12 protein-coding genes are annotated in these 15,997 nt (G+C 50.0%); 10 read left to right on the forward strand and 2 right to left on the reverse strand.

Annotation, left to right across the window (positions count from 1 at the left end):
- Nucleotides 1-3: 3 nt before the first annotated feature.
- The gene (locus tag PGS38_RS08190; RefSeq protein WP_055220026.1) at nucleotides 4-1,119 is read right to left on the reverse strand and encodes an MGDG synthase family glycosyltransferase; all 1,116 of its coding nucleotides are present in this window, start codon (nucleotides 1,117-1,119) and stop codon (nucleotides 4-6) included.
- Nucleotides 1,120-1,524: 405 nt separating this feature from the next.
- On the opposite strand from PGS38_RS08190, the gene PGS38_RS08195 reads away from it, so the two are divergent.
- Complete coding sequence (locus PGS38_RS08195; protein ID WP_118594853.1) at nucleotides 1,525-3,954, forward strand: glycoside hydrolase family 3 protein; 2,430 nt, start codon at nucleotides 1,525-1,527, stop codon at nucleotides 3,952-3,954.
- A 206-nt stretch (nucleotides 3,955-4,160) separates the two neighbouring features.
- Here PGS38_RS08195 and PGS38_RS08200 read toward each other — a convergent pair whose 3' ends face one another.
- Entirely contained in the window at nucleotides 4,161-5,534 is a 1,374-nt protein-coding gene (locus tag PGS38_RS08200) for an MATE family efflux transporter (protein ID WP_118594854.1), read from the reverse strand.
- A 278-nt stretch (nucleotides 5,535-5,812) separates the two neighbouring features.
- Here PGS38_RS08200 and PGS38_RS08205 point away from each other — a divergent pair, with 278 nt between their 5' ends.
- The 9 genes from PGS38_RS08205 to PGS38_RS08245 all read left to right on the forward strand — a co-directional run bounded on the left by PGS38_RS08205 (nucleotide 5,813) and on the right by PGS38_RS08245 (nucleotide 15,981).
- The gene (locus PGS38_RS08205; protein ID WP_022461328.1) at nucleotides 5,813-6,373 is read left to right on the forward strand and encodes a biotin transporter BioY; all 561 of its coding nucleotides are present in this window, start codon (nucleotides 5,813-5,815) and stop codon (nucleotides 6,371-6,373) included.
- Nucleotides 6,374-6,665: 292 nt separating this feature from the next.
- Complete coding sequence (locus PGS38_RS08210; RefSeq protein WP_238046220.1) at nucleotides 6,666-7,421, forward strand: transglycosylase domain-containing protein; 756 nt, start codon at nucleotides 6,666-6,668, stop codon at nucleotides 7,419-7,421.
- Nucleotides 7,422-7,443: 22 nt separating this feature from the next.
- Entirely contained in the window at nucleotides 7,444-7,581 is a 138-nt protein-coding gene (locus PGS38_RS08215; protein WP_156327580.1) for a hypothetical protein, read from the forward strand.
- Nucleotides 7,582-7,738: 157 nt separating this feature from the next.
- Nucleotides 7,739-8,311: a M48 family metallopeptidase gene (locus PGS38_RS08220; RefSeq protein WP_118594855.1), complete on the forward strand. Its 573-nt coding sequence runs from the start codon at nucleotides 7,739-7,741 to the stop codon at nucleotides 8,309-8,311.
- 18 nt (nucleotides 8,312-8,329) lie between these two features.
- On the forward strand, nucleotides 8,330-9,289 hold the full coding sequence (locus PGS38_RS08225) for a hypothetical protein (RefSeq protein ID WP_118594856.1): 960 nt from the start codon (nucleotides 8,330-8,332) through the stop codon (nucleotides 9,287-9,289).
- 83 nt (nucleotides 9,290-9,372) lie between these two features.
- Nucleotides 9,373-9,813: an SseB family protein gene (locus tag PGS38_RS08230; protein WP_226906325.1), complete on the forward strand. Its 441-nt coding sequence runs from the start codon at nucleotides 9,373-9,375 to the stop codon at nucleotides 9,811-9,813.
- Nucleotides 9,814-9,885: 72 nt separating this feature from the next.
- Nucleotides 9,886-10,686 (forward strand): MBL fold metallo-hydrolase, encoded by an 801-nt coding sequence (locus PGS38_RS08235; RefSeq protein WP_055220012.1) that lies wholly within the window; start codon nucleotides 9,886-9,888, stop codon nucleotides 10,684-10,686.
- A 426-nt stretch (nucleotides 10,687-11,112) separates the two neighbouring features.
- Nucleotides 11,113-13,764, forward strand: coding sequence for a valine--tRNA ligase (locus PGS38_RS08240; protein ID WP_118594857.1), 2,652 nt, complete (start codon nucleotides 11,113-11,115; stop codon nucleotides 13,762-13,764).
- Nucleotides 13,765-15,981, forward strand: a complete 2,217-nt coding sequence (locus PGS38_RS08245; RefSeq protein ID WP_070100823.1) for an LTA synthase family protein — start codon at nucleotides 13,765-13,767, stop codon at nucleotides 15,979-15,981.
- The last annotated feature ends 16 nt before the right edge of the window (nucleotides 15,982-15,997 follow it).

Below are 15,997 nucleotides of genomic sequence, written 5' to 3' on the forward strand. Positions count from 1 at the left end.
CAGTTACTCCGAAATTAATTTTTCCAAAAGGTGTGTAATTGACGTTCCCGCCTGCGGATGGCTGTTTTGATGCTGGGCATCGCGCATCGCAATCTGACGTGCATCATCGCGGGCAAGCGAAATACCGGCCTCTGCCAGCTCTTTCTGATGTGCGCCGGTCACGGACATTCCGCGTGAGACAAAAAAAGCACGGTTTTTTGTTTCGCAACCCGGAATCGGATCAGTGTGGACAAGCGGAACGCGCCGCACAGCGGCCTCGGTACTGCTTAAGCCCCCGGGCTTTGTAAACAGCACATCGGCAGCGGCCATATATTCCGCAACGTGGCGTGTAAAACCGATGATATGTACATTTGGGTTCTTATGGAACTGCAGCCGGAGCGAACGCATCCGTTTTTTATTATTTCCGCAGATGATCACAGCCTGTTCGCCGTTTTCCAGCCGGGAAACGAGTTCATGTGCGAGCAGATGCACTTTGCCGAATCCCATACTGCCGCTCATGACGAGAAACAGCGGAGCATTCTCGGGAAGACCGAGATGGCGGCGCACATCCTCTTTGGATGCAGGGCGCGCAAATGCGGGCCGCACCGGAATACCGAGAGGAAGCAGTTTTTCTTCCGGGATGCCGCAGGATGCAAACTCCGGGATCAGATCCTTGTGCGGAACCACATAGTAATCGCAGTTCGTCTCTTCCCAGAACGGAATGCACGCGTAATCGGTGGCAACGGCAACGCAGGGAATCGTCAGCCGTCCTTTCTGTTTCATCCAGGTCAGTGTTTCCGCCGGATAAAGATGTGTGGTGACAACGGCATTAAAATGGTTTTGATCAATATAATCTGCAAGCGCATTTCCAAGCCGCGCATTTGCATAGTAAACGGGGGATTTCCAGGGAAATTTCCGTACCAGCTCACCAAGCTGATAGAGTGCGCCGAAGCCGGCCGGAAAAACGGAGACGAGCTTCACATAAGCTCCGCCGACCAGTGCGGAGGTATGCTTTCGTCCGAGGCTCATCAGATCCAGAACCTCGGCTTCGTGGTGATAAAAATTCAGACTTTCTTTTAATGCAGAGGCCGCAGCATTGTGGCCACCGCCAGTATTGCAGGATAAAATCAGTACCTTCATAAGAAAACTCCATTCTTTTGTTGTATCCCAAAGAGAACCTGAAAAAGGGGATGCCGATGATTTGTTTTCAGACACGCTTTAGTATAGAACGCTGTTATTTTTCGGACAATCCACAAAATGAGAAAAGTGTCTGATATAACAGAAAAGCGACAAGCTGCAGAAACACCGGGGAGACGCAGAGGTAGCATCCACCTGCGGATCAAGATATTGAGAGAAAGAAAAGAAACAACGGATGCCTGAAAAATTGGCAAAATAGAATAAAATCAAAAGAAAAAGAAACGAAAAACAGGATAAAATGCTGAAAAATCAATTGACATCTATTCCAAAACTTCGTATCATAAAGACAGAATGGGGCGCGTTCGGAAAGCGATCTGCGCACCGGAAAATACAGGAGGTAAGCTTAAAATGGGTAAATGGCAGAGAAGTCTTTACCAGCCGGTTCTGCCGCTGGGAAAAGACGGAAAAAGGGTAACAGGAAGCGCGGAACATATCGCACTTTCCAGAAAAGCAGCAGGCGAGGGTATGGTTCTGGTGAAAAACGAGAACGAGACATTGCCGCTCGCAAAAGGCACAAAAGTAGCTTTATTTGGAAAAGGAACGATTGATTACGTAAAAGGCGGCGGCGGAAGCGGTGACGTTACCGTTGCGTATATCCGCAACTTCTACGAAGGCATGAAGATCAAAGAGGCCGAGGGGGAGGTTTCTCTGTTCCATGAACTTCCGGAATTCTATGAGAAAAATGTAAAAGAACAGTATGCTGCAGGTGCTGTACCGGGCATGACAAGAGAGCCGGAAGTACCGGACGAGCTGGTACAGAAAGCAAAAGCATATACCGATACCGCAATCATCACCATCTGCCGCTTCTCCGGCGAGGGCTGGGACCGCAAATGCCAGATCACCGAGGAAGGCTATGAGCTGTTTGAGGATGAGAAAAAACAGATCGAGCTGAGCGCCAGCATCTTCGAAAACGGCGACTTCTGCCTGACAAACGGCGAAGCAGCCATGGTAGAAAAAGTAAAAGCAAACTTTAAAAATGTCATCGTTGTCATGAACGTCGGCGGTATGGTTGATACCAGCTGGTTCAAAGACTGCAAAGAGATTCCGGCGGTGCTGATGGCATGGCAGGGCGGCATGGAAGGCGGCCTCGCGGCAGCGGACGTTGTAACAGGCGACGTCAACCCATCGGGTAAACTGGTTGATACCTACGCAGCAACCCTCGAGGATTATCCATCCACCGAGAACTTCCATAAATCCGTTTATTACGTGGATTACAACGAGGATATCTACGTTGGTTACCGTTATTTCGAGACGATTCCGGGCGCAGCGGAGAAGGTCAATTATCCGTTCGGCTTCGGTCTTTCCTACACCAGCTTTGAGACAGAAGTTCTGGGGGCAGAAGAGAAGGATGGAAAGATTGTTGTAAAAGCAGCTGTTACCAACACCGGAAAACGTGCCGGAAAAGAAGTTGTACAGCTCTACTATGGCGCACCGCAGGGCAAGCTTGGCAAACCGGCCAAAGAGCTCGGCGCTTACCGGAAAACAAGACTGCTGCAGCCAGGCGAGACACAGAGAGTCGTTCTTTCCTTTACAGTGGAAGATATGGCATCTTTTGATGATCTTGGAAAGGTTGCAAAATCTGCCTATGTTCTTGAGGCAGGAAGCTACGTCTTCTACGTTGGAAACAATGTAAGAGATGCGAAGAAACTGGACTTCACCTACGATCTGGCAGAGGCAGAAGTGACTGCACAGTACACCAGCCTTGCCGCTCCGCATAAGCTGGAAAAACGTCTCCTTGCGGATGGAACCTACGAAGCGCTTCCGACCGATAACGGCCCTGTCGAGGAAGAAGGACTGGAGCGTCAGGATAAGCTGACTCTGGAAGGTTTCCTCCCGGCAGTCAAAGCACAGGAGAGAAAGAGCTTTGGCGAGCTTATGGAAGCAGCAAAGACGAATCCGAACCTGATGAATGTGGCCGAGGGAAAAGAAACGCTCGACGAGTTTGTAGATAAGCTTCCGACAGAAGCACTCATTCATCTGCTCGGCGGTCAGCCGAACACAGGAGTTGCCAACACGTTTGGCATGGGAAATCTGCCTGAGTACGGCATCCCGAATATCATGACCGCAGACGGACCGGCAGGCCTTCGCATTCAGCCGCAGTGTGGCGTCAACACGACCGCATGGCCGTGCGCAACATTGCTTGCCTGCACCTGGGATCCGGAGCTGATCGAAGAGATCGGTAAAGCCGGCGGAGAGGAAGTCAAAGAAAACAACATCGGCATCTGGCTGACCCCGGCTGTCAACATTCACAGAAGCCCGCTCTGCGGAAGAAACTTTGAGTATTATTCCGAGGATCCGCTTGTAGCCGGAAAATCCGGTGCGGCAATGGTACGCGGTATGCAGTCCGAGCATATCGGGGCAAGTGTGAAACACTTCTGCTGCAACAACAAAGAAACAAACCGAAAAGACAGCGATTCCCGCGTTTCCGAGCGTGCGCTGCGTGAGATTTACCTGAAAGCCTTCGAGATCATCGTAAAAGAGGCAGATCCATACACAATCATGTCGTCCTACAACCTGATCAACGGCGTTCAGGCATCTGAGAACAAGGATCTTTTGACCGGTATTCTGCGCGGTGAGTGGGACTTTAAGGGAATGGTAACGACCGACTGGTGGACACACGGCGAGCATTACCGCGAGACAAAAGCCGGAAATGATATCAAGATGGCAAACGGATACGAGGAGCGCGTACAGGAGGCATTTGAGAAGGGATACATCACCCGCGACGAAATCGCTCTTTGTGCAAAACGAATCCTGACCATGATTCTTCGCATGGACTGATGTGGATGCATGTGAATAAATAAAGAAAAGTGTAGATAACGCATAAAAAAATCGTATGCTGTTGTGGAAAAAGCAACAGCATACGATTTTTTACTTTCCGGACAGGATTCTTTCCTGTTTACACGGCAATGATCTGTAGCAAGACTCTGGCGACCGCAGCTCACGAAAAGTCTTTTGCAGAAACGCTCCGGGAAAGAAACCTGTTTTCAGGCAGTAGCCTTCTGTAGCTCTGCCATGATCTTAAATTCCCGCACGACCATAACGATGCTGACTGATGCGGCTGCAAGGTCTGCAATCGGTGCAGTGTACATCACGCCGTCAATGCCGAAGAGATACGGAAAAATCAGCAGCAGCGGAAGCAGGAAAATAATCTGTCTCGTCAGCGAAAGAAAAATACCCTTCTTCGGTGCTCCGATTGAGGTAAAGAAGTTTGAGCTGACCGGCTGGATACCGTTCAGGAATGTGAAAAACAGGAAAATACGGAAGTACCGCTCTGCAAAATGCAGGTACTCTTCTGAACCGGAACCAAAAATGCCGATAATCTGGCGCGGAAAGAGCTGGAAGCAGAGGAAGGCGACGATGGAAATGGCAGTCGCCGCAAAAACTGCTTTTTTATAAGCGTCCTTCACGCGGTCATATTTCTGTGCACCGAAGTTGAAGCTGACAATCGGCTGAAGTCCCTGGGAAATGCCGATGACAAAGGAGAAGAACAGCATATTCACCTTTGAAATAATACCGGCGCATGCAAGCGGAATGTCGCTTCCATAGACGGAATTGGAGCCGTAGTAGGTCAGTGTGTTGTTCATAACGATCTGAACAACCATCATTGCCACCTGATTGAATGCCGGAGTTGCACCAAGCGCAGCGATCCGTGCCCAGCAGGCTATTTTTGGCTTCAGATCGGAAAGAGAAAGCGGCAGCGTTTTAAAACCGCGCAGATAGAAGACAACGAGCGCGAATGATAAAATCTGTCCGGTGATCGTGGCGAGCGCTGCACCTGCCATGCCCATGTGGAAAACGAAGATGAACAGCGGGTCGAGAATCGTGTTGACGATCGCGCCGACCAGGTTGCACAGCATGGAAAATTTCGGGCTGCCATCCGCGCGGATCAGGTTGGAGCCGCCGATTGTGACGATCAGAAACGGGAAGCCGATGGAGGTAATTCTGGTGTAAGTACAGGCGTAATCAATGACATCCGGCGTCGCACCAAAGAGAAGCATCATCGGACGCAGAAAAAGCTGAACGGCAACGCAGAGGATCACACCGAGGATTGCCAGCATGGAGATGGCATTTCCAACATAGGATTTCGCGTGCTCCGGATCCTTTCTGCCCATGCAGAGATTGAAGTTTGCAGCACCGCCGATGCCGCAGAGCAGACCGATGGATGTGCAGACCATGCTGAGTGGGAACGCTACGTTGGTCGCTGCGTTTCCGAGCACGCCGATGCTGTGACCGATAAAGAGCTGGTCTACCATGTTATAGAGGGCGCTGACGAGCATCGCGATGACGCTCGGAATCGCAAAACGCCGCAAAAGAGAGCTGACCGGTTCCGAGCCGAGAGGATTTTCGGAAGGTTTCATAGAGGGTATCTCCTTTCAAATGGAATAAAAATTCATCGTTTGTATCGGGTGAACATTCCCGGAAAAACTCCGAGACTATATAGTATACCATAGAAAGAAAACAGAAAACAAGAGGGTGACCGCTATTTTCAGGAAGTGTAACAGAATCGTAGCAGAACTCTCTGCATTTTTAAAAAAGGGATTGACAAAAATGAAATATTAACCTATATTGAAACAAGGTTAACAATTCGAAAGCAGAAAGAATTGGATACAAGAACCTGCGAGGAGGACTTACATTCATGAAAAAATCAAAACTTACCACAAAACAGATTGTACTGACCGGCATGATGACGGCAGTGCTTGCGGTACTGTCCATTGTGACGATTCCGCTTCCGACCGGCGTTCCGGTGACGCTGCAGACCTTTGCAATGGCATTTTGCGGCTACGTGCTTGGCTGGAAATTGGGAGGTGCATCGTCCGCTCTTTATCTGATCCTCGGCGCGATCGGCGTTCCGGTTTATGCCGGCATGAGCGGTGGATTCGGCGCTCTTCTCGGACCGGCCGGCGGCTTTATTTTCGGATTTATTCCGATGGCAATGCTCTGCGGTGCCGGAATTAAAAAAGGCTTCCCGGGCAAACCATTCGTTCTTGGAATCGCAGGTCTTGCGGTATGTCACGCATTCGGTGTGGTACAGTTTTCCATTGTAACAGGAAACACGATCCCGGCTTCGTTCCTTGCAGTTTCCGTTCCGTACATCGTAAAAGATGTGATTTCCGTTGTAGTAGCTGAAATTCTCGGTGTAGCCGTTCGAAAAGCACTGTCAGCAGCTCATGTAATGAACTACGGAACCGCAGCATAATCACAGAGCGTTTCTGAAAAACCAAAAGATAAAAACAAGAGACAGGCATCCTGACAATCTGCCAGGTGTCTGTCTTTTTCTGTTTTGTCAAGCGGATATTCGCAATCCGCTTCGCTACTTGCCTGATTCGGTTAAAGTATTCCGCAGCAGCAGCGGTTATTTGAAAAAACGTGCAAAATGCATTTCATACAGTTTCAAAATTTTAATGAATTCCTAAGAAAGAGGCAAGAAGGCGTTAAGGGAGATATGGTAGGATAGAAAGCAGGAAAGAACAACAAAGGGGTTTGAAACTATGAGAAAAAGAACACGAAAACACCGGGGAACAGCGGGAAAAATGGTTGGAGGTTTTCTGGCATTTTTCTGCCTGATCCTGCTGACGGCCGGAATGTTCTGGGCAATCCAGGGATATGTTTCCTATCAGAAGGCAGTGAAGGAAAAGCCGCTCGCGCAGGCGGTAGAGGAAATCAGAAGCGAAGCACAGTGGGTTCCCCTGAAACAGGTGCCGGAGCTGTACAAAAAAGCGGTGCTTGCTGTCGAGGATCACCGGTATTACACACATCACGGGATAGACTGGATCAGCATGGCGCGCGCGGTTGTACATGACATCCGCGTGATGAAACCGGAGCAGGGAGGCAGTACTATCACACAGCAGCTGGTAAAAAACATGTATTACGATCAGAATAAGACACTTGCCAGAAAAGCGGCAGAGGCGTGGACAGCACTCTATGTGGAACGACAGCTCTCCAAGGAAGAAATTCTGGAGCTGTACATCAACACTATTTATTTCGGGGATGGCTATTACGGACTCAAAGAAGCATCGCGTGGTTATTTCGGAAAAGAGCCGCAGGATCTGACCGACAGCGAAGCCATTCTCCTCGCCGGAATCCCGAATGCACCGTCCGCCTACGCACCGTCGCGCCACGCGGATCTGGCGCTGCAGCGGGAAAAGCAGGTGCTGGCGGCAATGGTAAAATATGGATACCTGGAACAAAGTGAGACGGACAGCCTGCTGTGGGATGCGGCAGCCGATCCGGTTCTGGCACGATAGAAAGAAAAGTGAGGAAAAAAGAATGGGAAAACTGATCAGACTGGGGGCAACAGCGCTGTCCATGATTGGAATTTTGGTGATGATTCTCTGTGTGCAGGCGGCGATTTTATTTGTGAGGCTGTGCATCCGAAGAAAGCAGAAAAAAATTGAGCTGAAATAAGAGAAAGAAAAATGTGAGCAGAATTGCCGGAAGAAAAACGGTGATTCTGCTCGCGTTTTTTTTCTGTGAGCAATCCGATTGCGTTTCCGCCGGGAAAAAGGTATAATGAAAAACAGGCAAAAAAATGGTAAAACAGACAGCTTTTGAGGAAAAATAAATGGAACAGAAAGACAGCGCAGAACGGATTTTAAAACAGATTCCCTATGAGATCGTGTATTCCGCCCGCAAAACGCTCGCCGTCCAGGTCAAAGCGGATGGAAGCGTGGTGGTGCGCGCACCGAAACGGATGGCAAAATACAAAATCGAAGCATTCTTAAAAGAAAAACAGGATTGGATTCACACACACCGGGAAAAAGCGTTGGCGGCCGCAGAGCAGAAAGCAGCGAACCGTCTGACGGAAGCAGAGCGAAAAGCGGTGGTTAAACGTGCGGCGCAGATGCTGGCGGAAAAGACGGCACATTTTGCAAAAGAGATGGGCGTAACGTATGGCAGAATCACAATTCGTGAGCAGAAAACCCGCTGGGGCAGCTGCAGCAGCGCCGGAAACCTGAACTACAACTGGAAACTGGTGCTGATGCCGGAGCGCGTGATGGATTACGTCGTTATCCACGAGCTGGCGCACCGGAAAGAGATGAACCATTCCGCACGGTTTTACGCGGTGGTGGCACAGCAGATGCCCGATTACAAAGTGTGGCAGAGCTGGCTGAAGGAGCATGGAAGAGAGTACTGAAAAAGAGAGGCAAAACAAATGATACTGACCGAAGAAAAAACATATATCATCAATGTGACGGAAGTCGATACCGACGCGGAGCTCGGTTTAAATAAGAAAGATATTATGATCGAATACACGAATCTGGAGCTGCTGCACGCGGTTCTTGCAAGCACGATGCCGTACGGCCGTCTGTCGGCGCGCTACCGCGGAAAACGGAAGGCGGAGCTGCAGTCACGGATTGCGATGGTGGAGAGTGTGCTCGAAACACGCGGCGACCAGCTGGCAAAAGCGGAGCAGATTATGTATCTCGACACGGCGGAGCGCAGTGCAATCTGTCATTATCTCGGCATCATCTACACGCGGCTGATTGCGCAGAAGCTGTACGGAATTGACTGTATGGTACCGCTGAACCTGATCGAGCAGCCGGGGGAGAAAAAATTTGTAAAATACAACGGTGCATACCGCCAGGATCTGATCGGATACGGAAAGCAGAACGCATGGAGCGTCTGGGAGCCGGTCGGCAGGAGCGAGAACAGCCAGGCGGCCTTTGGAAATGGATGCCGGGCGGCGTCGGAGATCGAGAAGATCAATGAAAATCCGTTGGCGAAGAGCGCGGCGTGCATGACGTATTACGAGAGAGGCTATCTGAATGCCGTTGTAAAAGAGCCGGAGCGGACCGGGGACGGGACACTTTGGTTTCCAGAGGAGAATTATTTCAAAGCATATTATCAGCCGCTTTTCGAGCTGTTTGCGGACGAACAGCCGGGTGAGCTGTACGGAAGCAGCGGCGGCTTTGAACTGGAGCTGACTCTGCCGTGGACAGAGGAAGGAAAACGCGGCTTCCGCCATCTGCAGATCGGAACGGATCAGGTGACGATTGCATTGATGCGGGAAGGGAAGTACGATCAGATCTTAAAGCGGATGGAAAACGTTTTGGATGTATCAAAAGAGTGCAGATTCTGCGGGGAAGATGGCATCTGGGTAGGCGCAGAGTAAAGGTCATCGGAAGTGCCGAAGCTGCCGGGGATGATGGTACACAGATTCTGTGTGGGAAAAGCGAAAAAGAAAGGACAAGAGCAATGGCAAAAGAAATGGAAACTCTAAAGGACGAAGGGCTGCAGGGGAATGAAACGATAGAGGAAGCAATTCTGGGACTGCAAAAGGAGCCGACGCCGGAACTGCTGGCACATGTGCTGACGGTAATCCGCCGCAGAATGAAAGAGGGCGGACAGGCGATTCTTTCCGTGGAACCGCCATCCGGCGACGATCAGATCCGGATCGGAACGGTAAAGAGCGCAGACGGAAAAGTCTGGTGGGCCGCGTTTACGAGCTTTGATGAGGAATTAAAGGGGAGCAGCAGCGTGAAATCTACGTTTCTCGTGAGTCTGGAACAGCTGATCCACATGGCATCCGAAACAAAGGAGATCAGCGGTGTGATTTTCAATCCGTGGAACCGCACGATCATGCTGGATCATACGCTGCTTTCGATTATCATCGGGGAAGAGAATGCGGGGCACTGAATTGCCGAAAGGAAAAAAGCAAGCACAGAAAGACTCCGAGGGTACATTATTATTTTAAGGAGGTTTTACATCATGGAGGGTTTTCAGGTAACAGAAATCGGGGAAAAAATTTACTGTATTTTGGACGCAGGAAATTCATCGTTCTATGTAGTAGAAGGTGAAGAAAAAGCGGCTGTCATTGATACCGGCATTACGGCAGGCACAAAGATTCTGCCGGTGATCCGTGAGCTGACGGACAAGCCGCTTCTGCTGGTCATCACGCATGCGCATCCGGATCACATGTATCACATGGATGAGTTTGATGAGGTGTACATGTGCCACGATGAAAAGAAGATGGATCCAGAGACGCTTGTGATGCTGACAGCGGGAAAATTAAAACCGTGGGAGGAGATTCATGACATCCGTACCGATTCCGTGATTCCGCTCGGCGGCACAGAGCTGGCCGTCTGTCAGACACCGGGCCATACGCCGGGCAGCGTCGTTGTGCTTGAGACGAAACAGAATTACCTGTTCACCGGAGATGCGATCGGAAGCGGCTGCGGTGTCTGGATGCAGGTGCCGGGCGGAACGAGCCTGGAAGAGTATTACGACGGGCTGGTCGGACTGATGGTGTGGCTTGTGAAGAGGGGCGGCCGCATGAAATTCTTCGGCGGTCATCACACGCAGGTGTTTGAATCGACGGCGCATCCGGTTTACAATCCGCTCAGCCTCGGCGTTCTCGCAGATCTCATCGACCTTGTGGATCAGGTGATCCACGGCGAAAACCTGGGACGGCCAAGCAATGCGAAGCCGTTTTCGAAAGAACAGGTCCGCTACGCGTCGTACGGCCGCGCAGAAATGCAGTACTGTGCATCGCGGATTCACCGAAAATAAGCGCGTGAAATCTTAAAACTTCCATAAGAAGAAAGGTTTTTGCCCGCGGCGGCTTGACAAAATAAAAAAACGCGATTATGATAAATGCAGTTTCTATTCCAACAGAAAAAGAAAAGGTTATGAGGAAGAGGAGTACATGGCAGGCCCCAAAAGAGAGGATGGTTCACCGGCTGAAAGGCTGTCCGGGAAGGTGGTCATGGAAGGTAGCTTCTGAACCGGAGAGCTGAAAAGCACAGAAGATGTGATGATTAGGTTCTCACGCATGAGTCACGTTACAGACTCCGAAACGAGATACAAATTAAGGTGGTACCGCGGAATTTTCGCCCTTTGCATGCATGTTATGTGTATGTGAAGGGCGTTTTTGATTTAAGACAAGCCTCTGCGGGAATAAATACCACAATACACCAAACATAAAAGGAGGATCTCATGAGCAAAGAACTCGCAAAGACCTACGATCCGAAGGGACTCGAGGACAGACTGTATCAGAAATGGCTGGATAAAGGATATTTCCACGCCACTGTAAACCCGAACAAAAAACCGTTTACCATTATGATGCCGCCTCCGAACGTAACCGGACAGCTTCACATGGGCCATGCACTCGACAACACCATGCAGGATATTCTCTGCCGTTTCAAACGGATGGAGGGATATGAAGTCCTCTGGCAGCCGGGAACCGACCATGCGGCGATTGCAACCGAGGTAAAAGTTACCAATATGCTCAAAGAGCAGGGCATCGACAAAGATGAAATCGGACGCGAAAAATTCCTGGAGCACTGCTGGGAGTGGAAGAAAGAGTACGGCGGACGCATCAACAGCCAGTTAAGAAAGATCGGCTCCTCTGCAGACTGGGAGAGAGAACGCTTCACCATGGACGAGGGATGCTCCAAAGCCGTAGAAGAAGTATTCTGCCGTCTGTATGAAAAAGGATGGATCTACAAAGGAAGCCGCATCATCAACTGGTGCCCGGTATGCCAGACTTCCATCTCCGATGCAGAGGTTGAATATCAGGAGCAGGCAGGCCACTTCTGGCACATCAACTACCCGGTAGTTGGAGAAGAAGGCCGCTTCGTAGAAATCGCAACGACCCGTCCGGAGACTCTGCTCGGCGATACTGCCGTAGCTGTCAATCCGGAGGATGAAAGATACACCGATATTGTAGGAAAAATGCTGAAACTGCCGCTGACCGACCGTGAAATCCCGGTTATCGCAGATGCTTACGTAGACAAAGAGTTCGGAACTGGATGCGTTAAAATTACACCGGCACACGACCCGAACGATTTTGAGGTAGGAAAACGCCACAACCTCGAAGAGATCAACATCTTAAACGATGACGGAACCATGAACAACAAGTGCGGCAAATACGCCGGCATGGACCGCTACGAGGCAAGAAAAGCCATGGTAGAGGATCTCGAGAAGCTTGGCCTTCTTGTAAAAGTAGTGGATCACGTTCACAACGTAGGAACCCACGACAGATGTAAGACAACCGTAGAGCCGATGATCAAACCACAGTGGTTTGTAAAAATGGCGGATATGGCTGCCGCTGCCAGCGAAGCAGAGAAGAACGGGGAAGTAAACTTCATCCCGGATCGTTTCAGCAAGATTTATCAGAACTGGCTGAACAATATCCACGACTGGTGTATTTCCCGTCAGCTCTGGTGGGGTCATCGTATCCCGGCCTATACCTGTGATGACTGTGGCGAGATCACGGTTGTAAGAGGTGGAATGCCGGAAAAATGCCCGAAATGCGGCAGCACCCATCTCACCCAGGACCCGGATACCCTGGATACCTGGTTCAGCTCCGCTCTGTGGCCGTTCTCCACTTTAGGATGGCCGGAGAAAACACCGGAATTTGATTACTTCTATCCGACCGACGTACTCGTAACCGGATACGACATCATCTTCTTCTGGGTTATCCGTATGGTATTCTCCGCACTGGAGCAGACTAAACAGGTTCCGTTCCACCACGTACTGATCCACGGACTCGTTCGTGATTCCCAGGGTCGCAAGATGAGTAAATCCCTCGGAAACGGTATCGATCCGCTCGAAGTCATTGACAAATACGGTGCAGATGCTCTCCGTCTGACTTTGATGACCGGTAATGCACCTGGAAACGATATGCGTTTCTACTGGGAGCGTGTAGAAGCCAGCCGTAACTTCGCAAACAAAGTATGGAACGCTTCCCGTTTCATCATGATGAACCTGGAAAAAGCAGAAGTTCCGTCTGAAATGCCAAAAGACAAACTGACACTGGCAGATAAATGGATTCTTTCTAAGGTAAACACGCTGGCAACGGAAGTAACGGACAACATGGACCGCTACGAGCTCGGTATCGCCGTACAGAAGGTTTACGACTTTATCTGGGAGGAGTTCTGCGACTGGTACATCGAGATGGTAAAACCGCGTCTGTACAGCGAGACCGACGAGACGAAGGGCGCTGCACTGTGGACCTTAAAAACCGTTCTTGGCAATGCATTAAAGCTGTTGCATCCGTTTATGCCGTTCATCACAGAGGAAATCTACTGCACACTGAATCCGGACGAGGATTCCATCATGATCGCCGCATGGCCGAAAGAGACCGAAGACTTTGCATACGCAGAGGATGAGGCAGCCGTTGAGATGATGAAAGAGGCGGTAAGAAGCATCCGTGGTGTCCGCACCAGTATGAACGTACCGCCGTCAAAGAAAGCAAGCGTATTCGTTGTAACGGAAGATGCTGCTGTACAGGAAACCTTCCGAAACGGCGCCGTATTCTTCGGAACACTGGCAGGTGCAAGCGAAGTTCACGTACAGGCAGATAAAGCCGGTATTGCAGACGACGCAGTATCCGCAGTGATCCCGCAGGCGACGATCTATATCCCGTTTGCCGAGCTGGTTGACCTTGAAAAAGAGATCGCCCGCCTTGAAAAAGAGGAAGAGCGTCTGACAAAAGAGATCGCACGTTCCAACGGCATGCTTGGCAACCCGAACTTTATTAACAAAGCTCCGGAAGCAAAAGTTCAGGCAGAGAAAGAAAAACTGGCGAACTATCAGCAGATGATGGAGCAGGTTCAGACAAGATTGGAGCAGCTGAAAAAATAAATGAAAAAAGGAAAAAAACTGCATGGAAACAAGGAAACCGTAGTGAAAGTCTGCAACTGGCTCTCTTTGCCGCTGCAGGCCCTGGGATGCTGTATTCTGTATCTGGTGATTGAAGCATTTTCCCGCCATTCGCTGGCATCTGCATGGAGCTACATGGTGGAAAGCCCATGGGTCTTTTTGTACAATGCATTTTTGATCTTCACTACTTTTATGGTAGTTTATCTGTTCCGCAGACGTGTGCTGGTACGGCTGGTGATGAGCTGTTTCTGGCTGCTGCTCGGCATCATTAACGGTGTGATTCTGGCAAACCGCGTCACGCCGTTTACCGGACCGGACTTGCGGAATTTAAGTGACGGCGCAAAGGTCGTGACGAAGTATCTGTCGAAAGGTACCATGATCCTCGTCGTAGCAGCCCTTGTGGCATTATTGGCATTTTTTGTATGGGTCTGGATCAAAGGACCGAAATTTCAGGGGAAAATCCGCTGGTATCTGAATGTGCCGTTGATTGCTCTGGTAATTGTACTCTTTACGGGAGCAACAAATCTGGCGCTTGCAAAGCGTGTGCTTTCCAGCTATTTCGTCAACATCGCATTTGCCTACCAGGATTACGGCTATCCGTACTGTCTGGCAGTCACCCTGTTTGATACGGGAATTTCAGAGCCGAACGGCTATTCCGAACAGCTCGTGAAACAGATTGAGACGAGTGAAGGCGAACAAAAAGAGGATGATACGGTAAAACCGAATATTATCTTTTTGCAGCTGGAGTCCTTTTTCGATCCGGAGCTGGTTAATTTCCTCAACATTTCCGAGGATCCGATCCCGTATTACCGGCAGCTGATGAAGGATTATTCTTCCGGTTATCTCCGCGTGCCGGTGGTGGGAGCCGGAACAGCAAACACAGAGTTTGAAACTATTTCCGGCATGAGCCTCCGGTATTTCGGAGCGGGTGAGTATCCGTACAAATCGGTGCTTTCAGAGGAGACCTGTGAGAGTGCGCCGTATGTTTTAAAGAATCTTGGCTATGCGACCCATGCGATCCACAACAATGAAGCAAACTTCTATTCCAGAAGAAGTGTATTCTCACGTCTTGGTTTTGATACCTTTACCTCGGAGGAATATATGCCGGATATCTCGGATGTGACGGCGACAGGATGGGTAAAAGACCATATTCTGACAAAAGAGATCATAAAAACGCTCGATGCGACAGACGAACCGGATTATATCTATACGATTTCGGTACAGGGCCACGGTGATTATCCGACAGAGCCGGTGCTTGACGATCCGGAGATTACAGTGACAGGCGCGGAAGACCGGGAAAAAAATAATTACTCCTGGGAATATTATGTAAATCAGATCCATGAGATGGACAAATTTGTCAAAGAGCTGACGACAAAGCTTGCGGATTATCCGGAGCCGGTGGTACTTGTGATGTACGGGGACCATCTGCCAACGATGGGACTGAAAGTAGAAGATCTGGAGAACCGCTATCTGTATCAGACCGAATACGTAATCTGGGATAATATGGGACTGAAAAGAAAACAGGAAAACATTGCTTCCTACCAGATTGCAGCAGAGGTTATGAACCGTGTGGGAATTCATGACGGAACCATTTTCCGGTATCATCAGACGAGACGGAATACGAAGAATTATCAGGTGGATCTCGAGGTGCTGCAGTATGATATGCTGTATGGAAAACGGTACGTTTACGGAGAAGACGGAGAGACACCGTATGAGCGTGTGAAGCTGCAGATGGGTGCTCTGCCGGTAACACTGGAACGAATCGAAAAATCCGGAGAAGATACCTGGTATTTTTACGGAGAAAACTTTACGGCATCGAGCCGTGTGGAAGTCAACGAGGAGATACAGGATACCGTTTATGTCAGCCCGTCGATTCTGATGGTGCATAGTCTGACCCTGGAAGACGGTGATCAGATTACAATCGCGCAGCAGAGCAACAGCTCGACGAAGAAGGTGCTGACAAGGACAGAGCCGATGATGTATGAAGAGCCAAAAACGGTATCTACACCGACGCCGACGCCGAACCCGGACAGCACGAAAACAGATGTGACGCAGGAAAATGCCAATACGAGCACTGCGCCGCAGGATGAACTGACGGCAGCGCCGTCCGGTGCGCCGGAGGGCGAAGGCGACAAGATTGAGCCGTCAAAAACAGAAAACAGCGATAAACCGGCCGAAGACGGCGGTCTGCAGAATTAAAAAGAGTGTCCGAAAG

Source organism: Fusicatenibacter saccharivorans, from assembly GCF_027667425.1.
Classification (GTDB): domain Bacteria; phylum Bacillota; class Clostridia; order Lachnospirales; family Lachnospiraceae; genus Fusicatenibacter; species Fusicatenibacter saccharivorans.